This window comes from Parvibaculum sp. (genome assembly GCF_030651915.1).
GTDB lineage: Bacteria > Pseudomonadota > Alphaproteobacteria > Parvibaculales > Parvibaculaceae > Parvibaculum.
Map to the genome: position 1 here is coordinate 24,022 of NZ_JAUSBV010000011.1, position 24,296 is coordinate 48,317.

The following is a 24,296-nucleotide window of genomic DNA, read 5'->3' on the forward strand; positions in this document are numbered from 1 at the left end:
GGAAGGCCGGACCTAGCTGCCGGTGAACATCGCAACGACCGGACCGAACAGGAAATCGCGGATCGAATCGCCTACCAGCGTCACAGCAGCGACAACGACCATCGAGAGGCCGCCCGCGATGAGGCCGTACTCGATGGCGGTCGCACCGCTGTCGTCTGCTGCAAACGATCTTGCCATGTTCATCAGCTTGCCGATCATCGCCTTCGTCCTTCTCACCGTTCGCGAGGGGCGCGCTGGCGCATCCCTCACAGCAAATCGCGCAACACCGCCACCAGCGGTTCGTCCGCGGGTGGCATCGGATAGGCTCGCAAGCCGACGGGCCTGACCCATTCGAGCGCCTGGCCCTCGATGGGCTGGACCTGTCCCTCCCAGCGCCGGCACACATAAAGCGGCATCAGGAGGTGGAAGTCCTCATAGGCATGGCTCGCAAAACTCAGTGGCGCGAGACACGCCTTCGCAACGTCGATGCCAAGTTCCTCGTGAAGTTCCCGGATCAGCGTATCCTCGGGCGTCTCGCCCGGCTCCACCTTGCCACCCGGAAATTCCCAAAGTCCCGCGAGCGGTTTGCCCTCGGGACGGCGGGCAATCAGCACCCGCCCGTCGGCATCGACAAGCGCGCAGGCCGCGACGAGCACAAGCCGCTTGAGCTCGCTCGTCCTGCTTTCGCGCTCTTCCACCATGCTGGGCCTGTTGGGTTAATGTTTCGTAGTCCGACGCGTGCCGGAACAACCGATCGCTCGAATTTTAGTTAAAATCGCGTAAGGCGCCCGGCGCTCAGCTTCGGTAGTCGGCGTTGATGCGGATGTAGTCATAGGTGAGATCGCAGGTCCACACGACGGCCGACGACTTGCCGACGCCGACATCGACCTCGATATCGATCTCCTGGCCCTTCATGTGTTTCGCCACCGGTGTTTCGTCATAGCCGCGCACCGCCATGCCATTCTTCGCCACATCGACGCCGCCAATGCGGATCGCGAGCCGATCGCGATCGGCCGCTTCGCCGGACTTCCCGACCGCCATGACGATGCGGCCCCAGTTCGCGTCCTCGCCGGCAATCGCCGTCTTGACCAGCGGCGAATTGGCGATCGTCATGGCGATGCGCCGCGCCGCCTGATGGCTCTGCGCGCCCGACACGGCCACGCGCACAAATTTGGTCGCGCCTTCGCCATCCTTCACCACCTGATGCGCAAGATCGAGCATCAGCGCGTCGAACGCCTGGCGAAATTCGCGCAATCGCGGATCGCTGGCCCGCGTCACCGGCGCCTCATCCACCATTGCCGCCCCGGTTGCGAACACCATCACTGTGTCGCTGGTCGACGTGTCGCTGTCGACCGTGATGGCATTGAAGCTGTCCCGCGCACCAAGCATCAGCAGCGTTTGCAGGATTTTCGACGGGATGGCCGCATCGGTAAAAATGAAAACCAGCATGGTCGCGAGATCCGGCGCGATCATGCCCGATCCCTTGGCAATGCCATTGATCCTCACCTCCGCGCCGCCGATCCGCACGCGCCGCGTCGCAAGTTTGGGGTAGGTATCGGTGGTCATGATCGCGCGCGCCGCCTCGTCCCACCTGTCAGGCGCGGCGGTGGCAAGGGCCGTCGTGATGCCGGCGACGACAGGAACCGGGTCCATCGGCTGACCGATGACACCGGTCGACGCGACAAAAACATCGCGTTGACGGCAATTTCCGGCCGCAGCCGCAGCCGACGCGGTCGCCTTGACCGTGGCGACGCCAGCCTTGCCAGTGAAGGCGTTGGAGTTGCCCGAATTGACGACCAGCATGCGTCCCTCACCGCCATCGGTGAGATTGGCACGGCACCAGTCGACGGGCGCAGACGCGGTCTTCGAGGTGGTGAAAATACCGGCGGCCTGCGTACCTTCGATCATCTTCGCAACCAGAAGATCGGTGCGGCCCTTGTACTTGATGCCGGCCGCGGCAACACCCAGCGTGACGCCGCCAACGGCCGGCAATTCGGGAAAGCTTTTTGGCGCCAGCGGCGAGACTTTCGGTGCTGCTTTGGTCTTGGCTTTGGCCTTGGGCTTGAGACGCGCCGGCTTCTTCGGCCGCGCCAGTTTACGTTGGGCACGCGGCTGCCTGGCCTTGCTGCGCGGGCCTGCCTTGGTCTTGGCCTTGCTCTTTGCCTTACCGCTCACCTTGCGCTTCGGTTTTGCCGATGCCCGAACGCTCGCGCGCGCACTCTTTTTGACCGCCATAGCCGCCTGCCCCGAAACTGAGATCCGAACCCGCTCTTACTGTGCCTGCGGCACGATCTGCGGCCGCCCGGCGGGCGGCGCCGATTCGGCGCCAACAACGTCTATCTTCGCATCGGCGCGCAATTTCGCCATGAGCTTTTGTCCTTCCTCGCGCACGATCGTGCGGACAATTTCCTCATGCGCCTCCTCAAGGCTCGGCTTCGGCACGTCGCGCGTGTCGGCCAGCTGGATCACATGCCAGCCGAAGTCGGTCTGGACAGGCGGCGAAACCTCGCCCGGCTGCAACGCGAACACGGCATCGCCGAAAGCCGGCACCATTTCGTCGCGGCGAAACCAGCCGAGATCGCTGTCTTCAGGCGTTCCGGCCTTGCCGCCATATTGCGTGACGGCATCGTCAAAACTCAGACCGCCCGCGATCTCAGCGGCGATTTTTTCGGCTTCGGCCTTTGTCTGCACCAGAATATGCCGGGCATTCGCTTCCTTTTCGGCCGGCGCCTTGACGATGTTGGCCTCGTACCAAGCCGCGATCGTGGCATCGGTGACCTTGTCCTGCATCAGTTGCGACCAGTAGAAGTCACGCAATGCCTTCTCGGCCAAATAGACCTGGCGGCGCCGGACTTCGGGGTGATCCTCGACCTGGGCGGCCCGGGCAGCCTCAGCCACAACGCGCCGGTCGATCAGCATGCCAAGCAGATACTGGAACCGCATCTCGGGTTCGAGCCGCGCCAGCGCCGCGCCCATTTCCTCATCCGCCATTGCGACATCCGAATAGCGGATCGGCGTGCCTTGGACCGTCACGATGATTGCATCCTGCGCGTCTTCCTGGGCACGCGCCGGCGTCGCAAGACCCCCGGCGGCGAAGGGGGCGGCAAGAAGCGGGACGGCAAGCGCAAAAGCGGCCAAACGGCGCGAAAACAGCATCAGAGAACCTTCCTGTGACGTGATCTGGACTTTCCCGGTCATTTGTCCGGCCGCGACGGCGGTGCCGACGAGGCAACCGTCGGTCGAATACCATAAGCCGGGCCTTCGAGGCGGAATTTTGGTGCGCCATAATGGGCCCGCCTCCCAACCCGCACAAGGACCGCTCCATTACAGTAAATTAAAGAAAATCCGCCGCTTTCCGCCCTCAACCGGGTGGCGGGCGGGACCCCGGTTTCATTGACAAGGCATCGGCTGCCCCTTACATCGAGAGCGCACCGCAAGAGGATTTTGACCTGATGGCAAGCTTTGGCGCGTTCGCCAAGCGTCTTTTCGGCTCGTCCAGCGACCGAAGGATCAAGGCTTACAAGACCCGGGTCGAGGCGATCAACGCACTCGAACCGGAACTGGCCCAACTGGACGACGCAACCCTGCGTGGCAAGACGGCCGAATTCCGCGCCCGTCTCGAAGCCGGCGAGGCGTTGGACAACCTCTTGCCCGAAGCCTTCGCCACAGTACGCGAGGCAGCAAAGCGCACCCTCGGCGAGCGCCACTACGACGTGCAGCTGATCGGCGGCATGGTGCTGCACGAAGGCAATATTTCGGAAATGAAGACCGGCGAAGGCAAGACACTTGTCTCGACGCTGGCGGCCTATCTGAACGCGCTGCCGGCTAAAGGCGTCCACCTTGTCACCGTCAACGACTACCTGGCCAAACGCGACTCCGAATGGATGGGCAAGGTTTACCGCTTCCTGGGCCTCGACGTCGGCGTCATCCTGCACGGTCTCGACGACAACCAGCGCCGCGAAGCCTATGCCGCCGACATCACCTACGGCACCAACAACGAATATGGCTTCGACTATCTCCGCGACAACATGAAGTACCAGCTCGCGTCGATGGTTCAGCGCGGACATCATTTTGCGATCGTCGACGAAGTGGACTCGATCCTGATCGACGAAGCGCGCACGCCGCTGATCATTTCAGGACCGCTCGACGACAAGTCAGATCTCTATCTTTCCGTCGACGAGATCATTCCGGAAATCGCCGAAGCCGACTACGAGATGGACGAGAAGGCGCGCACCGTCAATCTCACAGACGACGGCAACGAGCATGTCGAGGAGCTGCTGCGCGCCCGCAACATCTTGACCGACGGCAATCTCTACGACATCGAAAACATCACCATCGTCCACCACATCAACAATGCCCTGCGCGCGCACAAACTGTTCCAGAAGGACAAGGACTACATCGTCAAGGCCGGCAAGGTTGTCATCATCGACGAGTTCACCGGCCGCATGATGGAGGGCAGGCGTTATTCCGACGGTCTGCATCAGGCGCTTGAAGCAAAAGAGCGCGTGCAGATCCAACCCGAAAACCAGACACTGGCCTCGATCACCTTCCAGAACTACTTCCGGATGTACAAGAAGCTGGCCGGCATGACGGGTACGGCGCTGACGGAAGCCTCGGAATTCGGCGATATCTACAACCTTGATGTGCTCGAGATCCCAACCAACAGGAATCTCGCCCGCGTCGACGAAGATGACGAGGTTTATCGCAGCGCGCGCGAGAAATACGACGCGATCATTCTGCAGATCGAGGATTGCGCTGCACGTGACCAACCGGTGCTTGTCGGCACGACGTCGATCGAGAAGTCGGAACAACTCGCCGAGCTTCTGAAAAAGAAAAAGGTCAAGCACAACGTTCTCAACGCACGCTATCACGAACAGGAAGCGCACATCATCGCGCAAGCCGGCGTTCCCGGTGCCGTCACCATCGCCACCAACATGGCCGGCCGCGGCACGGACATCCAGCTCGGCGGCAATCTCGACATGCGCATCGCCGACGAAACGGCGGGCATTGAGGACGAAGCTGCACGCGACCGCAAGATCGACGAAGTGAGAGCCGATGTCACGGCCAAGAAGAACCGCGCGCTCGAGGCCGGCGGTCTATACGTCATTGGCACCGAGCGCCATGAGAGCCGCCGCATCGACAACCAGCTGCGCGGCCGCTCCGGTCGTCAGGGCGATCCCGGCCGTTCGAAATTCTATCTCTCGCTCGAAGACGACCTGATGCGCATTTTTGGCACCGATCGTATGGACGGAATGCTGCAGAAGCTGGGGCTCCAGGAGGGCGAAGCGATCGTCCATCCATGGATCAACAAAGCGCTGGAAAAGGCACAGCAGAAGGTCGAAGCGCGCAATTTCGATATCCGCAAGAACCTGCTGAAGTTCGACAACGTCATGAACGATCAGCGCCGTGCGATTTTCGAGCAGCGCATCGAGCTGATGAAAGCCGAGGATGTTTCCGAGACCGTGGGCGACATGCGCCGTCAGGTCATCGACGACATGGTCACGCTGCATGTGCCGGAAAAGGCCTATGCCGAGCAATGGAACATGGCGGAACTCAAGGTTGAAGTCGAAAAGACGCTCGGCCTCGACCTGCCGGTCGAAGCATGGGCCGAAGAAGAAGGCATTGCAGAGGAAGAGATCCGCGAACGCCTCTATGCGGCGACCGACCGTCACATGGCGGCAAAGTCCGCGCAGATCGGGCCCGACCTGATGCGCCAGGTCGAGAAGGCCGTGCTGCTTCAGACGCTCGACATGCATTGGCGCGAGCACTTGATGATGCTCGATCATCTGCGTCAGGCGGTGGGCTTGCGCGGCTACGGCCAGCGCGACCCGCTGAACGAATACAAGTCGGAAGCCTTTGAACTTTTCGAAAGCCTGCTGCGTCGCCTGCGCGAGGATGTAACGCGGCAGCTCGCCGTCGCACAATTCGTGACCGAAGCGCAAGCACCGCGCATCGAGGATGCGCCGCTACCCGAGATGCATGCGCATCATGCAGATCCAACGACCGGCGAAGACGAGTTGGGTGGCGGCGACACCGCAACCCTGCAGCGACCCGTCCGCAACGATCCGGGTGTCGCGCTCAACCCCAACGACCCGGCGACATGGGGCAAGACGTCGCGCAACGCGCCCTGTCCCTGCGGCTCGGGCAAGAAGTACAAGCACTGCCACGGCGCCATCTGACCCGAGATCGGCGACCCGCGAATTGAAAGAGCCGCCCCCGAAGGGGCGGCTCTTTGTTTTGAAAGACTGGACGTCCTAAGCGCGGATGCCCGCCTTGCTCGAGGCTTTCAGGGCATGCCCGGCAAGGAAGTAATGCGCGGCGGCCCAGAGGTTGAGCATCGCCGTACCGAACAATGCCCAGCGCAAAGACTCATTGCCGAAGTCGAAATTGACCCGCAACACGTCCGACACGATGCCGACGAATTGCGGACCGAAGCCAAGACCGATGATGTTGATGATGAAAAGCATCACGGCCGAGGCAAGGGCGCGCTTGGCCGGCGGCGTCAGCGTCTGGATCATCGCAAAGCTCGGCCCCAGATAGAACGCGCCCAGAAAGGCGATGGGCACATAGACCACCCAGAGGATCGAAACCGGATAGCCGAAGGCATAAAAGGCCGGCCAGTTATCCATGAGGTAGAAGACGATGATGAAGGGCACGACGGCGACCTTGGCCCAGGCAACGACCCAGCTGTTCCAGCGCACGTCCTTCTTGGCGAGGCGGTCTGTCAGCCGGCCGCCGACATAGGCGCCGAGACCGCCGACAATGCCGACCAGCGGCGCAAGAAACGACGACACCTCGCCGATCGACATGCCGTGGGTGCGGATCAGGAAGGCGGGGCCCCAGATAACGCCGCCATAGCCGACGAACGAAGTGAGCGTGACGCCGGCCACCACATGCCGCGTCGGCGCGGTGTGCCAGAGATGGGAGAAGCCATCCTTGACGACCGCAACAGCCGCCTTGAAATCGGCGATCTCGACCTGAGCCGGCGCCATGCCGTCGGCCTGTCCCCTCGGCGGCTCGACCAGTGTGTAGCGCACGATCAGCGCCAGCAGAATGCCCGGCAGGCCGACAACGAAAAAGGCCGCGCGCCAGCCATACCACTCGGCGACCCAGCCACCGACCAGAAAGCCAATCATCACGCCGAAATAGACGCCCAGCGAATAGACCGCCATGGCGCTGGCGCGCTCTTCGGGCGGATACATGTCGGCGATCATCGAGTGAGAGGGCGGCGTCGATCCCGCTTCGCCGATGCCGACGCCGATACGCGCCGCGGCCATCTGCCAGAAGTTCTGCGCAAATCCGCAAAGCGCGGTCATGCCGCTCCAGATCGCAATGGCATAGGCAATGATGTTGCGCCGATTGCCGCGATCGGCCCAGAGAGCGATCGGGATGCCAAGCGTCGCATAGAAGACGGCGAAGGCGATCCCCGAGAGAAAACCGATCTGCGTGTCGGACAGAAGCAGATCGCGTTTGATCGGCTCCACGAGAATGCCGACAATGTTGCGGTCGACATGGCTCGACGTATAGCCGAGCACCAGAACAAACAGCGCATAGCGCCTGTAGGCGGGCGAAAAGGCGGCGGGCGCCGCCCCCTTCGCCGTTGCAGCTTCGGCCATCCTCCGGGTCCCCCTTCGTGTTTTTGTGACATCACACTACGTTTGTCCGTCGCGTCCGGCAATCGCTTGCGGCCGCGCGCGCCCCTGCCATAATCGCCTCAAATCAGAAACGAGACGCCGAGGAGGCCGAGCCCGATGCCATCGCCCACACCCTTCACCATCAATGTTCCTCAGGAAAAGATTGAGGCGATCCTGAAAAAGGTCCGCGCCTATGAGTGGCACGAAATGCCCGAAATCGCTCCCGGCGCCGACCGCTGGGCCTACGGCACCGACATCGATTATATGAAGGAGCTGTGTGGCTACTGGGTCGACAAGTTCGACTGGCGCGCGGCCGAGAAAAATCTCAACCGCTTTCCGCAGTTCCGTGCCGACGTCGACGGCCACAATATCCATTTCATCCATGTGAAAGGGTCGGGCGCCAATCCCGAAACCGTGTTGCTAACCCATGGTTGGCCGGGCTCGGTGTTCGAATTCCTCGATGTGATCGAACGGCTGGCCCATCCCGAGACATGCGGCGGCAAGGCGGATGACGGTGTCAATCTGGTCATTCCGTCGCTTCCCGGCTACGCCTTCGGCGGCAAACTGAAAACGCCCATCGGTCCGCGCGGCACCGCCGCGCTCTGGGACAAACTGATGCGGGACGTGCTGGGCTACCAGAGCTATATCGCACAGGGCGGTGACTGGGGCGCCGTCGTTTCGGGCTGGCTCGCCTATGATCACGGCGTGCCGAAGGGCGGCTGCAAGGCCGTACATCTCAACATGTTCGGCCTGCGGCCCGCAGTCCTTCCCGAGACCGACGAGGAAAAGCAGTGGGCGCAAGGCGCGGCCATGGTTTTCGAGCTCGAGAGCGCCTATCTGCGCCTGCAGATGACAAAGCCCCAGACACTCTCCTACGGCATGATGGACAGTCCGGTGGGCACCGCTGCATGGATTGTCGAAAAATTTCATGGCTGGTCCGACCGGCGCGGCAAGGACGGAAGCGAGCACATCGAGAACGCATTCTCGAAAGACCAGATCCTTACCAACCTGATGATCTATCTGGTCACGGGGACCTTCAACACCGCGACCTGGTTCTATCGCGGCCTGTTCGAGGAGGGTGGAAACACCATGGCGCCGGGAACGAAAGTCGAAGTGCCCACCGGCATCGCCAACTTCCCGAAGGAATTTCTCCGGTTCCCGCCACGCAGCATGATCGAGAAGGGCTACAATGTCGTCCACTGGACCGACTTCGAGCATGGTGGCCATTTCGCGGCGCTCGAGACCGGCCCGGTCTTTGCCGACGACGTTCGCGCCTTCGTGCAGCTGGTCAAAGGCTGAGGACGCCATGACCCATCGCATCGTACCGGCGGACCCTTTCACGATCCGTATCCCCGAAGCGGAAATCGCGGATTTGAAACGGCGCCTGCGCGCCACCCGCTTTCCAAACGAACCGCTCGGCAACGAAAGTTGGGAGTACGGAACGAACCTCGACTACATGGAACGCCTGGTCGAATACTGGCGCGACGATTTCGACTGGCGGAAGGCGGAGGAAAATCTCAACCGCTTTCCGCAGTTTCTTGCGACGCTCACCGACGCCGACGATGAGGACCACACGATCCATTTCCTCTATGAGCGCGGCTCGGGCGATAACGCGATTCCGCTGATCCTGACGCATGGCTGGCCCTCGACCTTTCGCGAATTTCTCGACGTGGTCGATCCGCTGGCGCACCCGGAAAAATACGGTCGCAAAGGTCCCGCCTTCGACGTCGTCGTGCCGTCGCTGATCGGTTATGGCTTCTCCTCGCTGCCGCGCAGGCCGGTCGGTCCCGCCGCTATTGCCGATCTCTGGCACCGGCTGATGACCGAGGTGCTGGGTTACGACCGTTATGCGGCGCAGGCCGGCGACTGGGGCAGCTTCGTCACCTCGCGTCTGGCACTTCAGCACGCCGATGCGCTTCTCGGCATCCATCTGACCATGCTGCCGCTCCGGCCGGCGTTGAAACATCAAAGCCAACCGCCCGTCAGCGAAGACGAAGGCCGCTGGATCGCCGACATGCAGAAATGGTGGCGACGCGAGGAAGGCTATCGTTCGATCCAGTCAACAAAGCCGATGGCGCTCGCTTTCGCCCTGACCGACAGCCCGGCCGGCCTGGCCGGCTGGCTCGCCGACAAATATTATCGCCTCGGCGACACCGACAAACGCACGCCAATGGACGGCATGGTGGCGCGTTTCCCCTTCGACGACATCCTGACCCAGTTCTCGATCTACTGGTTCACCGGCACCATCAATTCGGCCAACACGCTCTATAAGGCGGGGCCCGCCGAGGGCTCGGCAATGCTGAGGCCGGGTGAAAAGGTGACGGTGCCAACCGCCTATTCCGAATATCCGATCGACGTGCTGCCCGACACACCACGCTCATGGGCCGAACGTGGCTACAATATCGTCCGCTGGCGGATCATGAAAAAGGGCGGTCACTTCGCGGCGATGGAGGAACCGGAACTGTTTGCCGACGATGTCCGCGCGGCCTTTGCCGAGATGGGTGTCGAACGCTGATCAGGCCGGATCGGGGGCACCGGCACCGAGATCGATCCACTGCGTGTTCTCGTATGCGAGTATCTCGTAAGGCCCGTGCTCATAGGCCACGGTCTCAATCGAACCGAAATACGACAGGATCATCCAATGCCCGGAGCGGCCGTGACGCATCGGCAGCGTCAGCGCTTCGGCCCGTTCGACCAGATTTTCGCGGCGAACGCGCAGCATATTCCAGCGGCCGCAGGGTATACCCGTCTGCACACGAAGAAGATCGAGATAGTGCGGACGCGCTTCCGGCGCAACGAGATCGAGCGCGTTGCCCCCGGTCGGATCGAAGCCCATCGCGCGACAAACCGCCGTGCCCGCCAGCCGCTGCATGATGAGGTCGTCCGACACGATCTCGAGAATGGTGATGGCCGGCATCAGTGGTGCGATCGGCACCGGGCTGAAATCCTTGCGGTCTGGCGCAAATCCATCCTTGGGAAGACTATCCCAATAGGAGAAGAAGCGCCGGGCGCCTGCGGTGCGCAGAAAGTCCGGAAATGCCAGCATCCAGATAGCTCCGTCCGATCAGGCAGCGACAATCGCTCCCCGTCCACAAGGGTGCAATGATGCTAGCAATCAGGAAAGATTAAATGAAGGTGGGGGGCAAAGGTTACGAAAGTCCTAAACGTCCCATTGCGAGAAACTTTTCCCGCCTGACGCGCCGGATCGAGTCGGCATCGAGCTTTTCGAGACCGCGCAACTCCTCGGCGATGGCATCGCCCGTTTCCTTGATCGTCTGGTTGCGTTCGCGATGCGCGCCGCCGATGGGTTCCGGCAGCACCCGGTCGATCACGCCAAGCTCGTGAAGGTTCTGCGCCGTGATCTTCATCGCCGTTGCCGCTTCCTTCGCCTTGTCGGAGCTACGCCACAGGATCGACGAGGCACCTTCGGGCGAAATGACGCTGTAGACCGAATGCTCAAGCATCAGTACGCGGTTGCCGCAGGCAATGCCGATGGCACCACCCGACATGCCTTCACCGATAATGACCGAGATGAGCGGCACACCGAGCGACAGGCAGCGGTCAGTCGAACGGGCGATCGCCTCGGCGACGCTGCGCTCCTCGCTTTCCATGCCCGGATAGGCGCCCGACGTATCGGCAAGCGTCACCACCGGAATGCCGAACCGCTCGGCCAGCGACATCAGCCGGATCGCCTTGCGATAGCCTTCCGGACGCGCCATGCCGAAATTGTGCTTGATGCGGCCTTGCGTATCCGAGCCCTTTTCATGGCCGATAAACATCACCGTGCGGCCACGAAAGCGCCCGAGCCCGCCAACAATAGCGGCATCCTCGCCATAGACCCGGTCGCCCGCCAGAGGCGTGAAGTCCTCGACCAGACGTTCAATGTAATCCAGAAAATGCGGCCGCGCCGGATGCCGCGCCACCTGCACCTTTTGCCAGGGGGTCAGCGAGGCGTAAATATCCTGCAGCAGTTGCGAGGCCTTCTGCTCAAGCTTCGCCACTTCGTCTGAGATGCTGACGGACGGGTCGTCCTGCGCGAGGAGCTTCAGCTCCTGCACCTTGCCTTCCAGTTCCGCGATCGGTTTCTCGAAGTCGAGGTAGGTGTGCATCGCGCTCCGGCAACTCCCGCCCATCCGCGGCCCCGACAAAGGCGCCGGGAGAACCCGGGCGCGGGCCCTCTCTTTTGCAAGTGCGCGGCACACTGGCCCGCGCCCGCGCCCTTGTCAACCGCAGCCGCATATGAGGGTAAATGGCGGAATCCTGCGCCTCTCCGCTGCCAGCGAACCCGCCTGTCACAAGTCCCCACGCTGCCCCGTCTTGATGATGACACACCCCCCTATCGGAGCACCGCCATGACCGCCCTCAAGACCCCGCACCCCGCCGCACGGATTCCGAAGCCTGCCTTCCTTGCCCTTTGGGGCGGGCTCTGGCTTGGCAACGCCCTCTGGATGCTGGCAGATCCGGCCGGCTGGTACGCAGGCGTCGACGGCGTCGCCAATACCGGTCCCTACAACCCGCATTTTGTCCGCGACATCGGCATGGCCTATCTGACGCTCGCCTTGCTCGCCTTCGCGGCGATCCGCTGGACAGCACAGGCGACGCCGCTCATCGGCGCCGGCACCCTCTTCCTCGGGCTGCATGCGATCCTGCACGTCTGGGATATCGCCGCCGGCCGCCTGCCGGCCGAACACATCCTGATGGACATACCGGGTGTGTTCCTCCCGGCCCTTGTCGGTGCATTGCTCACATGGTGGTGCGCACCGCAGCACAACTGACCCCTCACGCCAAGGAGACAATCATGTTTGGATTTCTTGCCCGCCGCCTCATCGATACGCAAGAGCGGTTGACCGGATCGAGCGCCGATTATGCGCGTGACCTCTATGCCGGCTCGCCCGGCGCTTTCTGGCGCTTTACAATTTCCATGATGTCGTCCCGCTACGTGAAGACATTGCCTCCGGAAGCCTACTGCGCCGCGGGATTCGGTGCCCTGCGCGCCGAGGATTGTGGCCCATGCGTCCAGATCGGCGTCAACCTCGCCCTCGCGCAAGGCATCGCAACCGCCGTCGTGCGCGCCGCCGCAACGGGCGATGTCGCATCGCTCAGCGAGGAAAACCGGCTGGCCTACGAATTTGCCTATGCAGTCGCAACGCGCGACCTCCGCGCGGAGGAGTTGCGGCCCATGGTCGAAAGAAACTGGGGCAAGGCCGGCCTTGCCGAACTGGCTCTGGAAATCGCAAGCGTGCGGGCCTATCCGGCAATGAAGCGCGCTTTGGGCTATGCTCAAACCTGCCAGCGCGTCGTCATTGAAGGCGAGGTGGCCGACGCGCGGCCAAGGGAGGCAGCGGCATGACCGCTACGGCAAAATCGGTGCGAAGCGACGAGATGTTCGAGCGCCATCGCGCCCGCGCCTTCTCGGTCGCTTATCGAATTGTCGGGTCGGTCAGCGACGCCGAGGATGTGGTGCAGGAAGCGTGGCTCCGTTGGCGTGGCATCGATCCCGCGACGATCCGCAACCCCGATGCCTGGCTCGTTACCACCACGGCGCGCCTCGGCATCGACGCCTTGCGCGCCGCACGGGCACGCCGCGAAACCTATGTCGGACCATGGCTGCCCGAGCCAATGGTCGAGGCCGCCGCTGACGCCGAGCCGACGCCGGAGGACCGCCTTGCGCTCGCCGACGACGTGTCGATGGCGCTGCTTCATGTGCTGGAGCGTCTCGCGCCGGAGGAGCGCGCGGCGTTTCTTCTGCATGATGCATTTGACTATGACTATGGCGAGCTGGCAGCCCTTCTCGGCAAGTCGGAAGCGGCCTGCCGCCAGACGGTGAGCCGCGCGCGCCGCCGCGTGCATGACGAGCATCCCCGTTTCGACACCAGCGCCCGCGAACATGCGCGCCTCGCCGCCGCATTCGGCAATGCAATCGCCGCCGCCGATCCAAAGGCCTTGCTCGAATGCTTCACGGAAGACGTCGTGTTCTATTCGGATGGCGGCGGCAAGGCCATCGCAGCGCTCAATCCGATCCATGGAGCGGACAGCGTCAGACGGTTCTTCTTCGGGATATTGAAGAAAGCACAAGGCGCGATAGAAGCGCGTGCGGTTACGGTCAATGGTCGACCGGGCTTCGTTCTGGAAACGGGCGGAAAGCTGGACACGGTCCTGACCTTCGGCATCGCCGACGGCCGCATAGCGGCGGTCTATGCAATGCGCAATCCAGACAAGCTGGCGCGGGTCAGGGTCTAGCAGGAAGCGTCAGGACGCCTTGCCCTTCTTGGCGAGCGGGTGGTGCGTCTGCACCAGCTCCTTCAGCCGCTCGTCCAGCACATGCGTGTAAATCTGCGTGGTCGAGATGTCGGCATGGCCCAGCATCTGCTGCACGGCACGCAAATCGGCGCCATTGGCCAGAAGATGGCTGGCAAAGGCATGCCGCAGCGTATGCGGCGACACCCGCGTCGGGTCCAGACCGGCGGAGGTGGCGAGATCTTTCAGCAATTGCGCGAAGCGATGCCGCGTCAGATGACCTTGCCGGCCACGCGATGGAAAGAGCCAAGGCGAGGACTTGTCGCCGAGCCGCAGCGCGCGCAAGGGCAGATAGGTGTCGATGGCAGTGCGCGCCGTCTCCGACAGCGGCACCAGCCGCTCGCGGCCACCCTTGCCGCTCACCGAAAGAAATCGCTCGTCGCCTCTGACCGCCGAAAGCGGCAGTCCCACCAACTCCGAAACACGCAGGCCCGTCGCATAAAGAACTTCCATCAGACCAACGATCCGCGCGCGCTTGTAGGCCAGAACCGCCTCCTCATGCGTGCGCCCGTCCTCGGCGCGCCGGGCTGCGGCCAACAATCCGTCCACTTCCTCGACAGTCAGTGTTTTCGGCAGCGGCCGCGCCCGGCGCGGCCCTTCGATCGAGCCGCAAGGGTCGTCCTTGCGTACGCCGTCGGCAAAGAGAAAGCCGTGGAACTGACGAATGGCGGAAAGCCGTCGTGCCGCTGTGGATGCCGACAAGCCTTGTGCAGCGACGTGCTCCAGATAGTCGCGAATGTCCTTGGCCGTCGCCTCGGTCGGTGACTTTCCAGATGTCGCGAGAAAGCTGGAAAAATCCTTCAGATCGCGTTCATAGGCGTCAAGCGTGTTGCGCGCCGCGCCACGCTCGGCACTCAGCATTTCGAGAAAGGCTTCGAGATGAAGTCCGCGCTCCACGGATACTTTCGGCATTCCAACCACCCGATGTTACTCAACCACGTCCGGCGTAACTGCGCGCAAAAAGCGCTTCGAGAGCAAGGCGCCGGGCCTCACTTTCAAGTTCGACCGCCCTGAGACTGGCTGTCGCCTGCGCCACCGCTCTGGGATGCACGGCGCCAGGCCCACCCAGGCCCAGCACGTCGAGCGACAGCAAAACCGTTTCACCAATGGCCTTCTTGTGGCCTGCCATCTGCAATTGGCTGAGCAGCACTTCGGAAGACGCATCGCCCGAGAGAGCGCTACGCGCGTCGAGCAGAGCTTCCCACACGGCAGACGTCGGCGAGTGGCCAAGGGCATCGAGGAGCATGGCTTCACAGGCGGCAAAAGCCTGTGCCGCGCGTTCGCCGGAGCGCAGGTCGGCGATGATCTCGGCCGACACACTTTCGCTGTCGAAGCCTGCTGCGGTGCCACCTGCAATTCGCATCAACGCTGCGAGTTCGCGTCCGTCGCGGCCAAGGCCCGGCGTCGATTGCGTCAGTGCAAACCATTCAGCCGCTCTGGTCCGCTCACCGAGAGCAAGGAAGGCGCGCGTGGCGCTGGCCGCCATCGGACGCAAGGCATCGGATGGCGTCATACTGCTGAGTTCTTCGTGCAATGCTTCGACCGTCGGATAATAGAGCCCGGCCGATTCCGACGTCGCGAAAGCAAGCTTGAAGAGCCGCATCCGGTCGTCGGCGGCAACCGCTGCATCAATCGCCTGATGGATCATCGCGCGCCGCAGTGGCGACGCCTCCGGAATATCGGAGGTCAGCAGGCCCGCCATCTGCTCTTCGGTAAAGGTCGGCATCTTGTAGTAGGTCGCGAGCTCACGCCCGTCGATCAGATCGTACCGCGCTGCGCGTTCGGCAACCGCCATGCGAATTTCGTCACTCAATGCACCGTTGCGCAGCAAGCCCGGCAACAGCGCCGGGTCGGCAATCTCTGCAACATTGTCCGGCAGGTCGCGGCCGGCGAGCCGGTAGAAGGCGGCATCGACGATGCTGAGCTTGTTGGGCTCCGGCGCGCGCAGGAAAATCCCGGCGGCCGCTTCGCTCGCCAGCGAAAAAAACAACGCGTCGTTCAGCCCTTCCTCGCGCGCAAGGTCGAGCGTCAAATTGGCAATCTCGGGATTTCCGGCAACAATCTGGCAATAAGCGCTGAGTTTGACCGCAAAGGCCGCCATGTCATTCCGCGCCGGATCGTTGCCGGGTGGAATATCGGCCAGCGCCGCGCAAGCCCGATTGTCGTCACCCGCCGCCAGTGCCGCGCGCGCCAACTCGACCGCAATCTGCGGCGATCGGGCGGCGCCACCCGCAAGCGCCAGTTGCAGTGCGGCATCCGTCTGCCCGGCCGCCAGCAGCCTGTTCAGTCGTGCCGCCAGCAGCGGCACGCCGCTGCCCGCCCCTTCCGGAGGTTGGGCACCCGTCAACAGCAGCCGTCGAGCCAGATCGGCCATCACCGGCGAGCCGGTTGCGACGGGAAGCCGCACCAAATAAATCTCGATATCGGTACGTGAAGCGCCCCGCCACATGGCCGGTCCAAAGCCGCCGTCCTGCATCCCGAGCAAGCCGACACTCGACGTATCGACGCCGGACAAGGAGCCGATCTGGACATCCGTCCGCGCCGCGCCGGGCACGGCACTGAGCATACGAACCGCTGGCTCGCTGGACTGGAGACCGGCCGGAAAAAGTTGCGAAGGCGCGCTGCGTGACGCAGCCGGCAAATCGGGCGAAGACAGGCCCGAAGCAGGCGTCGTCGCGCCATAGCCTGGCGGCACGATGCTCTGCGGCCCGGCAGGCGACGAGGCCGGCGCGGGCTCCATACCCCCAGGGGCCTGCAGGACATTCGTCCCTTGGGCAAACACCAATGTGGCGGGCATCGCGACGGCAATGAGAAACGCGAGGCCGACGGCGCGACACCCTTGCCTAGCGCGGAAACTGACCATCTGGGAGAACCTTCTCCACTGTCTGAACCTCGGGCACGACAGCCCGATCAAGATAAAAGAGACCGCCGGCGAATACCGCCGCGAGCACGGCGACGACGACAAGGAGGCCGGTTGCGCGGCTCATCGTTTGTTCCTTCTCAAGGCCCGTGGCGGACCGTTGCTGTCATATCGCCATAACGGGAGAAAAAGCCTTAGGCCCCGCTTGCGGCGAAAATGGGGCGCGACGGGAGCACCCCCTTACCTTATCTACAACCCCGCCTTCGCTGGAACCGTGCTAACAATCCGGTAGGATAGCTGCTTTTCGCCACCCTGCTGGGCCGGCTCGGCTAGGGAATCGGCGGGAGAATAGAACAGCAAGGTTAAGGCCGCTATATCGGGCAAGCATGGCCCATATTGAAAGCCGCCGCCTGACGGACAGGAATAATGGCAAGGAACGAACAGCTTAGCGCGGCAGACACGGACATGGGCGAGACCCTCGCACCGGTGCCCCGCAACGAGCGTTCGATTGTCTTGGTCGGCCTGATGGGTGCCGGCAAGACGACGGTCGGTCGCCGTCTTGCCCGCCGGCTCGATCTCGACTTTGTAGATGCCGACGCCGAAATCGAGCAGGCAGCCGGGGAGACCGTTCCCGAGATCTTCGCCCGCCATGGCGAGGCCGCTTTCCGCGCCGGCGAACGCCGCGTCATCACCCGGCTGCTGGCGGGCCCGCCGCATGTGCTGGCGACGGGCGGCGGCGCCTTCATGGACCCGGTGACGCGTGCCAATATCGCCGCGCGCGGTATTTCGATCTGGCTGAAGGCCGATCTCGATGTGCTGATGAAGCGCGTCGCCAAGCGCGGCGACAGGCCGTTGCTGGACAATGGCAACCCGCGCGCCACCATGAGACGCCTGATCGACGAGCGCTACCCGGTCTATGCCGAGGCCGATATTGCGATCGAAAGTGTCGAAGGTCCGCATGAAGCGGTCGTCGAAACCATCATCGGCAAGTTGAAGGAATTCCGCAGTCGGAGTGGCGGAGAAGACAATGACTGACACCATTCGAAGAGTCGCCGTCGATCTCGGCAGCCGCACCTACGACATTCTGGTCGGGCCCGGGCTTATCGCCGATGCGGGCATACATCTGAAGCCGCTGCTGCGCCGTGCGCGCCTTGCCGTCGTCACCGACGAGACGGTGGCGCGCCTCCACTTGCCCACCTTGCAAAAGAGCCTCGATGCGGCGGGCATCCGCCACGACACGATCGTCTTGCCGGCAGGCGAAAGCACCAAGTCGTTCGCGCAACTCGAAAAACTGACCGAATGGCTCCTTGAGACCGGCATCGAACGCGGAGACCTCGTCGTCGCGCTGGGCGGCGGCGTGATCGGCGACCTGACCGGCTTTGCCGCCGCGATCCTGCGCCGTGGCGTCGATTTCGCACAAATTCCGACGACGCTGCTCTCGCAGGTCGACAGCTCCGTCGGCGGCAAAACCGGCATCAACACGCGGCAAGGCAAGAACCTCGCCGGCGCCTTCCACCAGCCACGCCTGGTACTAGCCGACGTCGCCGCGCTCGAAACCCTGCCGATGCGCGAATTTCTGGCCGGTTACGCCGAGGTGGTCAAATACGGGCTGATTGGCGACCGCGCCTTTTTCGATTGGCTGGAGACAAATCTCGACCGCCTGACCCAAGGCGACCGCGACACGCGTATCCACGCCATCGTCAAAAGCTGCGAAGCGAAAGCGGCAACCGTCGCCGCCGACGAACGTGAAAGCGGGGTCCGGGCACTGCTTAATCTCGGCCACACCTTCGGCCACGCGCTGGAAGCTGCCACCGGTTTCTCGCAACGCCTCATCCACGGCGAGGGCGTTGCCATCGGCATGGCGCTGGCTTTCGATCTGTCGGCGCGTCTCGGTCTCTGTCCTGGACAGGACGCCCTGCGTGTCCGTCGCCACCTCATGCACGCCGGCTTGCCGGCCCGGCTTGCTGACGTGCCAGGCACGCTGCCAGATGCCGATGGCCTGATTGCGCTGATGGCGCAGGACAAGAAGGTTGTCGACGGCAAGCTCACTTTCATTCTGGCCCGCAGCATCGGCGAGGCATTTATCACGCGCGACGTGGAACTATCCTCCTTGCGCGATCTGCTGCGGGAACGGGAGCCCGCCTGACATGGTATCCCTCGGCCTTAGTGCCATTCTCGGCGCCATTCTCTTGCTGTTGCTGTTCTCGGCCTTCTTCTCGGGCTCTGAAACGGCGCTCACCGCCGCGTCGCGCGCGCGCATGCACCGCCTCGCCGAAGATGGAAGCAAGCGCGCACGCACGGTCCTTACCCTCACCGAGGATCGCGAGCGTCTGATCGGTGCGGTGCTGCTCGGCAACAATCTTGTCAACATTCTGGCCTCGGCACTTGCGACCAGTTTGTTTCTCGCGCTGTTCGGAGACGCCGGCGTCGTTTATGCGACATTGGTCATGACGGCCGTCGTCCTGGTTTTTGCGGAAGTCGCGCCCAAGACAGTGGCCATCACCAACACCGATCGCGTCGCGCTGGCCGTCGCGCCGATCTTGCGTGTCGTTACCTTTGTATTCGGGCCGATCACGGCTGCCGTGCAATTCATCGTCCGCATTGCGTTGCGCCCCTTCGGCCTCAATGTCGGTCAGAACCAGCAGGTTCTTTCTGCGCATGAGGAATTGCGCGGCGCGATCAACCTGCATCACCACGAAGGCAGCGTCGTCAAGATCGACCGGGACATGCTGGGCGGCATCCTCGATCTGCGCGATCTCGAGGTCAGTGACGTCATGGTTCACCGCAAGAACATCGTGATGATCGACACGTCACAGCCCAACAGCGAGATCATCTCCCAGGCGCTAGCAAGCCCGCACACGCGCTTTCCGCTTTGGCGTGACGATCCGGAAAATATCGTCGGCGTCCTGCACGCCAAGGATCTGCTGCGCGCGCTCGCAGGCGCGGGCTGGACGGCGGACAGCATCGACATTCTTTCCGTCGCCACCAAACCCTGGTTCGTACCCGACACGACCGCGTTGCAGGACCAGCTCAACGCGTTCCTTCGCCGCAAGACGCATTTCGCGCTTGTCGTCGACGAGTATGGCGCACTGATGGGCCTGATCACGCTGGAAGACATTCTCGAGGAAATCGTCGGCGACATTCGCGATGAGCACGATATCGAGGTCGCTGGCGTCCGCCTCCAGCCCGACGGCTCGGTCGTCGTCAACGGCGTCGTGCCGATCCGCGACCTCAATCGCGCCTTCGACTGGTCGCTGCCCGACGAGGAAGCAACCACTGTTGCCGGTCTCGTCATCCACGAGGCGCGCACCATTCCGGAAGTCGGCCAGACCTTCACCTTCCACGGTTTCCGCTTCGAGATCCTGCGTCGCCAGCGCAACCAGATTGCTCAACTCCGCATCGCGCCTGTCCGCAGCCTCAAGGCCGCCGCTAGCGGCTAGCGCGGATCGGTGGCCGCTTCTTCCGGCGTCATCGCCTTGATGCTGAGGGCATGGATCGGATGGCCCATCTCTTCTTTCAGCGCCGCCGTTACCGCACGCTGACGCTCCACCCGCGACTTTCCTGCAAAGCCCGTGGCCACGACGATGACGCGGAAATGGCTTTCACCGCCCGGCCGGTGCCCGGCATGGCCTTTATGGAGATGCGACTGGTCCTCGATCTCGAGCCTGGTCGGTGCGAGCGCCGCTTCGAGCTTGCGGCGCATGGTCTCGGCGACAGTCATACGGATTTCCGGTTAACCTGTTTGTTAATGCATGGATGGTCAACGTAACGGCACAGCACGACATGCTTCCTTGTTTTAGGTCCAGCGCCAACCCATAATTTGAACTGTGAAACTGAGCTCAAAATATTTTGATTCGATCCGGATCGCACCGCGCAAGATGCGCGGTCTGGAGCAGCCTCCGCATGTCCGTACCGCCGCCCGCGAAGCATCCAGGCGTTGCGAATGGGCCGGCTGCCGCGAGCCCGGTCTCCATCGAGCACCTCGCGCCCACGCGACGATTGGTGTCGACGCTGACGGCGACGCACAATATGCGTGGTTCTGCGAAACCCATATCCGCGAATTCAACGGCAACTATGACTTCTTCAGGGGCATGAGCGACGCCGATGTCGCTGCTTTTCAGCGCGAGGCACTGACCGGCCACCGGCCGACCTGGAATTTGGGTGTCAATGCCGCAAATACGGCTTTCGGACCCCGCTTCGGCCCCCGCATGGGCCGGGCAGCACCTTTTCGCGATGCCTTTGGCTTTTTTGAGGATACCGCAGGGTCAACCGGCCCTGAGGAACCGCAAACGCGGCGCAAGCCCCGGGCGCTGGAGCAACAGGCGCTTGAGACGCTGGACCTCGACGGGACCGCCTCCTTGAACGAGATCAAGGCACGGTATAAGGAACTGGTCAAAAGGCACCATCCCGACGCCAATGGCGGCGACAGGTCGGCCGAGGAGCGTCTCCGCAAGGTCATTCAGGCCTACGATTACCTCCGCAAGAGCGGCTACCGCTGATCGGCGGCGGGCGGCGACGGGCTAGGAAATGCCCTGCACCGGGCGGCGCCCCGGTTTGGGCAAGAATGATCGGGTTTTGAACGACACGTAGGGAAGTAGGCCAGGAATGAGCTTCGAAGCACGAAACGGCATGACCGAGAATCTTCCGGACAAGAAGGTCTCCGTCCGCGAGACTTTCAAGATCGACTTCGACATGGAGGTTCCGGCTTTCTCGGAGCCCAACGAATATGTGCCGGATTTCGATCCCGACTACCTGTTTGATCGGGACACAACGATTGCGCTGCTGGCGGGCTTCGCCTTCAACCGCCGCGTCATCGTTCAGGGCTATCACGGCACCGGCAAGTCGACCCATATCGAACAGGTTGCGGCGCGCCTCAATTGGCCCTGCGTCCGTATCAATCTCGACAGCCATATCAGCCGCATCGATCTTGTCGGCAAGGATGCCATCGTCCTGAAGGACGGCAAACAAGTGACCGAATTCCGCGAGGGTATCCTGCCCTGGGCGCTACAGCACCCGGTGGCGCTGGTCTTTGACGAGTACGACGCCGGCCGGCCGGACGTGATGTTCGTGATCCAGCGCATTCTCGAAGCCTCGGGCAAGCTGACGCTGCTCGACCAGAACCGCGTCATCCGTCCGCACCCGGCTTTCCGACTCTTCGCAACAGCCAACACCGTCGGTCTCGGCGACACCTCAGGCCTCTATCACGGCACTCAGCAGATCAATCAGGGCCAGATGGACCGCTGGAACATCGTCACCACGTTGAACTATCTGCCGCATGCCGAAGAAGTGAATATTATGCTCTCCAAGCTGAAGAGCTACGACACGGAAGAAGGCCGCAAACAGATTGCGGCAATGGTCCGCGTTGCCGATCTCACGCGTTCGGCCTTCATCAATGGCGACATCTCGACCGTGATGAGCCCGCGTACCGTGCTGACATGGGCCGAAAACGCCAAGATTTTCGGCGGCGATATCGGCTTCGCTTTCCGTGTGACCTTCCTCAACAAATGCGACGAGCTTGAGCGGGCAACGGTGGCCGAGTTCTACCAACGCTCCTTCGGAGAGGATCTCCCGGATTCGGCGGCGAACATCAAAGTCGCCTGAAAACGCAAAAAGCGACACGGCCCATGAAATCGAAAGAAGGCCCCGTCGAACCGTTCAAGCGTGCGCTGGCGCAAACCATGCGCACGATTGCGGCCGAGCCGGAGCTCAACGTCACCTTCGGCACCGAAGCGCCGGGCCTGCGTGGCCTGCGCGCCCGGCTGCCCCTGCCGAGCCGCACCCTGCCACCGGAAGAAGTGGCGCAGGTGCGTGGCGTCTCCGATGCCTATGCGCTCCGTCTCGCCCATCACGACGAAAAGATCAATGCGACGTTGCAGCCCGAAGGCGGCAATGCGCTTGCCGTCTTCGATGCGGTGGAACAGGCACGCGTCGAGGCGATCGGTGCCAACCAGATGGCCGGCATGTCGCAAAACCTGACCGCCGCACTGGAACAGCGCTGCGCGTCACGCGGCTATGATCGTATCACCTCGCGCGAAGAGGCGCCGCTCGCCGAGGCCGTCGCCATGATGGTGCGCGAAAAACTGACCGGACAAGCGCCGCCGCCCTCGGCCCGCAAGCTGGTCGATCAGTGGCGTCCATGGATCGAGGAAAAAGCCGGTAGCGATCTCGACCGTCTGCACGAGGTGATTGAAGACCAGAAGGCTTTTGCGCGCGCCACACGCGATATTCTGGTCGATCTCGACATGGGCGACGAGCTCGGTGAAGCACCCGACCAGTCCTCCGACGATGCCGACGATCAGGATGGCGACAGCCAGGACAGCGCCGAGCAGAGCCAGTCGGGCGAGGCCGAACAGCCCGAAGGCTCGTCAGCCGACCAGGTCGAATTCACCGACGGCGAGGGCGAGGAAGGCGACGAGCAGACCGTCGAGGTCGACGCCGACGACATGCCGTCCGACGGCGATACGGACGAAACGAGTGAGGGCAACCAACCATGGCGCCCGAACCAGCAGGGCGACGACAAGAACCGCGCCGCCTACAAAGTCTTCACCCCGCAATATGACGAGGTGATCGCGGCCGAGGACCTTTGCGATCTCGAAGAGCTGTCGCGCCTGCGCCAGTATCTCGACCAGCAGCTGCAGCAAATGCAGGGCGTCGTCTCGCGTCTTGCCAACCGTCTTCAGCGCCGCCTGCTCGCGCAACAGAACCGCACCTGGGAATTCGATCTCGAGGAAGGCATACTCGACGCCGCGCGCCTGACCCGCGCCGTAATCGATCCCATGCAGCCGCTCGCCTTCAAGGTCGAGCACGACATGAACTTCCGCGACACAATCGTGACGCTGCTGCTCGACAATTCGGGCTCGATGCGCGGCCGGCCGATCACGGTTGCGGCGATGTGCGCCGACATTCTGGCGCGTACGCTTGAGCGTTGCGGCGTCAAAGTCGAAATATTGGGCTTCACGACGCGCGCATGGAAAGGCGGCCAATCGCGCGAGCGTTGGCTCGCGGAAGGCAAACCCGCGCAGCCCGGGCGTCTCAACGATCTGCGCCACATCGTCTACAAGTCGGCCGACAGCCCGTGGCGCCGCGCGCGGCGCAATCTCGGCTTGATGATGCGGGAAGGTTTGCTAAAGGAGAACATCGACGGCGAGGCCCTGATCTGGGCCTACAACCGGCTGCTGGCACGACCGGAGCAGCGCCGAATCATGATGGTGATCTCTGACGGCGCGCCGGTCGACGATTCGACGCTGTCGGTCAACGCCGGCAACTATCTCGAAAAGCACCTGCGCTCCGTCATTGAACAAATAGAAACCCGCTCGCCGGTTGAGCTGATCGCCATCGGCATCGGTCACGATGTCACGCGCTACTACCGTCGTGCCGTCACCATCGTCGATGCCGAACAGCTTGGCGGCGCGATGACCGAAAAGCTCGCAGAGCTTTTCGACGATGAAACGACGCTCCGCCGCGGCCAGTTGAAGGCGCGCGGTCAAGACGTCAAGAAGCGCCCCAAGCCCGCCGCCGTGCGCTAG

23 protein-coding genes are annotated in these 24,296 nt (G+C 62.9%); 12 read left to right on the forward strand and 11 right to left on the reverse strand.

Annotated features, from left to right (window positions below):
• Positions 1 to 12 precede the first annotated feature (12 nt).
• The 4 genes from Q7V31_RS17055 to Q7V31_RS17070 form a co-directional block, all read right to left on the reverse strand.
• Positions 13 to 198: a Flp family type IVb pilin gene (locus Q7V31_RS17055; RefSeq protein ID WP_304736083.1), complete on the reverse strand. Its 186-nt coding sequence runs from the start codon at positions 196 to 198 to the stop codon at positions 13 to 15.
• Positions 199 to 245: 47 nt separating this feature from the next.
• Positions 246 to 680, reverse strand: a complete 435-nt coding sequence (gene mutT, locus Q7V31_RS17060; RefSeq protein WP_304736085.1) for an 8-oxo-dGTP diphosphatase MutT — start codon at positions 678 to 680, stop codon at positions 246 to 248.
• Positions 681 to 774: 94 nt separating this feature from the next.
• Positions 775 to 2,214, reverse strand: coding sequence for a bifunctional glutamate N-acetyltransferase/amino-acid acetyltransferase ArgJ (argJ, locus tag Q7V31_RS17065; RefSeq protein WP_304736086.1), 1,440 nt, complete (start codon positions 2,212 to 2,214; stop codon positions 775 to 777).
• A gap of 36 nt (positions 2,215 to 2,250) precedes the next feature.
• Positions 2,251 to 3,135 (reverse strand): peptidyl-prolyl cis-trans isomerase, encoded by an 885-nt coding sequence (locus Q7V31_RS17070; RefSeq protein WP_304736088.1) that lies wholly within the window; start codon positions 3,133 to 3,135, stop codon positions 2,251 to 2,253.
• 296 nt (positions 3,136 to 3,431) lie between these two features.
• Between Q7V31_RS17070 and secA the strand changes: the two genes are divergently transcribed.
• On the forward strand, positions 3,432 to 6,158 hold the full coding sequence (secA, locus tag Q7V31_RS17075) for a preprotein translocase subunit SecA (protein ID WP_304736089.1): 2,727 nt from the start codon (positions 3,432 to 3,434) through the stop codon (positions 6,156 to 6,158).
• Positions 6,159 to 6,233: 75 nt separating this feature from the next.
• Here the strand turns inward: secA and Q7V31_RS17080 are convergent, their stop codons facing one another.
• The gene (locus Q7V31_RS17080; RefSeq protein ID WP_304736091.1) at positions 6,234 to 7,595 is read right to left on the reverse strand and encodes an MFS transporter; all 1,362 of its coding nucleotides are present in this window, start codon (positions 7,593 to 7,595) and stop codon (positions 6,234 to 6,236) included.
• A gap of 135 nt (positions 7,596 to 7,730) precedes the next feature.
• Here Q7V31_RS17080 and Q7V31_RS17085 point away from each other — a divergent pair, with 135 nt between their 5' ends.
• Together Q7V31_RS17085 and Q7V31_RS17090 are read left to right on the forward strand one after the other, a co-directional pair.
• Entirely contained in the window at positions 7,731 to 8,912 is a 1,182-nt protein-coding gene (locus tag Q7V31_RS17085) for an epoxide hydrolase family protein (RefSeq protein ID WP_304736092.1), read from the forward strand.
• Positions 8,913 to 8,919: 7 nt separating this feature from the next.
• A complete protein-coding gene (locus Q7V31_RS17090; RefSeq protein WP_304736093.1) occupies positions 8,920 to 10,128 on the forward strand; it encodes an epoxide hydrolase family protein in 1,209 nt (402 codons plus the stop codon).
• On the opposite strand, the gene Q7V31_RS17095 is transcribed toward Q7V31_RS17090, so the two are convergent.
• Complete coding sequence (locus tag Q7V31_RS17095; protein WP_304736095.1) at positions 10,129 to 10,659, reverse strand: PAS domain-containing protein; 531 nt, start codon at positions 10,657 to 10,659, stop codon at positions 10,129 to 10,131.
• A 103-nt stretch (positions 10,660 to 10,762) separates the two neighbouring features.
• On the reverse strand, positions 10,763 to 11,722 hold the full coding sequence (locus tag Q7V31_RS17100; RefSeq protein ID WP_304736096.1) for an acetyl-CoA carboxylase carboxyltransferase subunit alpha: 960 nt from the start codon (positions 11,720 to 11,722) through the stop codon (positions 10,763 to 10,765).
• Positions 11,723 to 11,965: 243 nt separating this feature from the next.
• Between Q7V31_RS17100 and Q7V31_RS17105 the strand changes: the two genes are divergently transcribed.
• Genes Q7V31_RS17105 through sigJ form a run of 3 tightly spaced genes read left to right on the forward strand, consistent with a single transcriptional unit; the run spans position 11,966 to position 13,853 of the window.
• A complete protein-coding gene (locus tag Q7V31_RS17105) occupies positions 11,966 to 12,388 on the forward strand; it encodes a hypothetical protein (protein WP_304736098.1) in 423 nt (140 codons plus the stop codon).
• Between the two features lie 23 nt (positions 12,389 to 12,411).
• Complete coding sequence (locus tag Q7V31_RS17110; protein WP_304736099.1) at positions 12,412 to 12,963, forward strand: hypothetical protein; 552 nt, start codon at positions 12,412 to 12,414, stop codon at positions 12,961 to 12,963.
• A complete protein-coding gene (gene sigJ, locus Q7V31_RS17115; protein ID WP_304736101.1) occupies positions 12,960 to 13,853 on the forward strand; it encodes an RNA polymerase sigma factor SigJ in 894 nt (297 codons plus the stop codon). The genes Q7V31_RS17110 and sigJ overlap by 4 nt, the downstream gene beginning before the upstream one ends.
• Positions 13,854 to 13,862: 9 nt before the next feature.
• On the opposite strand, the gene xerD is transcribed toward sigJ, so the two are convergent.
• From xerD to Q7V31_RS17130, 3 genes are all read right to left on the reverse strand, one after another.
• Complete coding sequence (gene xerD, locus Q7V31_RS17120) at positions 13,863 to 14,822, reverse strand: site-specific tyrosine recombinase XerD (protein ID WP_304736103.1); 960 nt, start codon at positions 14,820 to 14,822, stop codon at positions 13,863 to 13,865.
• Positions 14,823 to 14,841: 19 nt separating this feature from the next.
• Positions 14,842 to 16,650, reverse strand: a complete 1,809-nt coding sequence (locus tag Q7V31_RS17125; RefSeq protein WP_304736104.1) for a hypothetical protein — start codon at positions 16,648 to 16,650, stop codon at positions 14,842 to 14,844.
• Between the two features lie 103 nt (positions 16,651 to 16,753).
• Positions 16,754 to 16,897, reverse strand: a complete 144-nt coding sequence (locus Q7V31_RS17130) for a hypothetical protein (RefSeq protein ID WP_304736106.1) — start codon at positions 16,895 to 16,897, stop codon at positions 16,754 to 16,756.
• A gap of 338 nt (positions 16,898 to 17,235) precedes the next feature.
• Here Q7V31_RS17130 and Q7V31_RS17135 point away from each other — a divergent pair, with 338 nt between their 5' ends.
• From Q7V31_RS17135 to Q7V31_RS17145, 3 genes are read left to right on the forward strand one after another with little or no spacing between them, the layout of a single operon-like run.
• Positions 17,236 to 17,805, forward strand: coding sequence for a shikimate kinase (locus Q7V31_RS17135; protein WP_304736107.1), 570 nt, complete (start codon positions 17,236 to 17,238; stop codon positions 17,803 to 17,805).
• Entirely contained in the window at positions 17,798 to 18,916 is a 1,119-nt protein-coding gene (gene aroB, locus Q7V31_RS17140) for a 3-dehydroquinate synthase (protein ID WP_304736108.1), read from the forward strand. Before Q7V31_RS17135 ends, aroB begins: the two co-directional genes overlap by 8 nt.
• A gap of 1 nt (position 18,917) precedes the next feature.
• Positions 18,918 to 20,210, forward strand: coding sequence for an HlyC/CorC family transporter (locus tag Q7V31_RS17145; protein WP_304736109.1), 1,293 nt, complete (start codon positions 18,918 to 18,920; stop codon positions 20,208 to 20,210).
• On the opposite strand, the gene Q7V31_RS17150 is transcribed toward Q7V31_RS17145, so the two are convergent.
• A complete protein-coding gene (locus Q7V31_RS17150) occupies positions 20,207 to 20,491 on the reverse strand; it encodes a BolA family transcriptional regulator (RefSeq protein WP_304736110.1) in 285 nt (94 codons plus the stop codon). The genes Q7V31_RS17145 and Q7V31_RS17150 overlap by 4 nt on opposite strands.
• A gap of 157 nt (positions 20,492 to 20,648) precedes the next feature.
• Between Q7V31_RS17150 and Q7V31_RS17155 the strand changes: the two genes are divergently transcribed.
• The 3 genes from Q7V31_RS17155 to cobT all read left to right on the forward strand — a co-directional run bounded on the left by Q7V31_RS17155 (position 20,649) and on the right by cobT (position 24,296).
• Positions 20,649 to 21,269, forward strand: a complete 621-nt coding sequence (locus Q7V31_RS17155; RefSeq protein WP_304736112.1) for a DnaJ domain-containing protein — start codon at positions 20,649 to 20,651, stop codon at positions 21,267 to 21,269.
• Positions 21,270 to 21,399: 130 nt separating this feature from the next.
• Entirely contained in the window at positions 21,400 to 22,371 is a 972-nt protein-coding gene (gene cobS, locus Q7V31_RS17160; protein WP_304736113.1) for a cobaltochelatase subunit CobS, read from the forward strand.
• Between the two features lie 23 nt (positions 22,372 to 22,394).
• Complete coding sequence (gene cobT, locus Q7V31_RS17165; RefSeq protein WP_304736114.1) at positions 22,395 to 24,296, forward strand: cobaltochelatase subunit CobT; 1,902 nt, start codon at positions 22,395 to 22,397, stop codon at positions 24,294 to 24,296.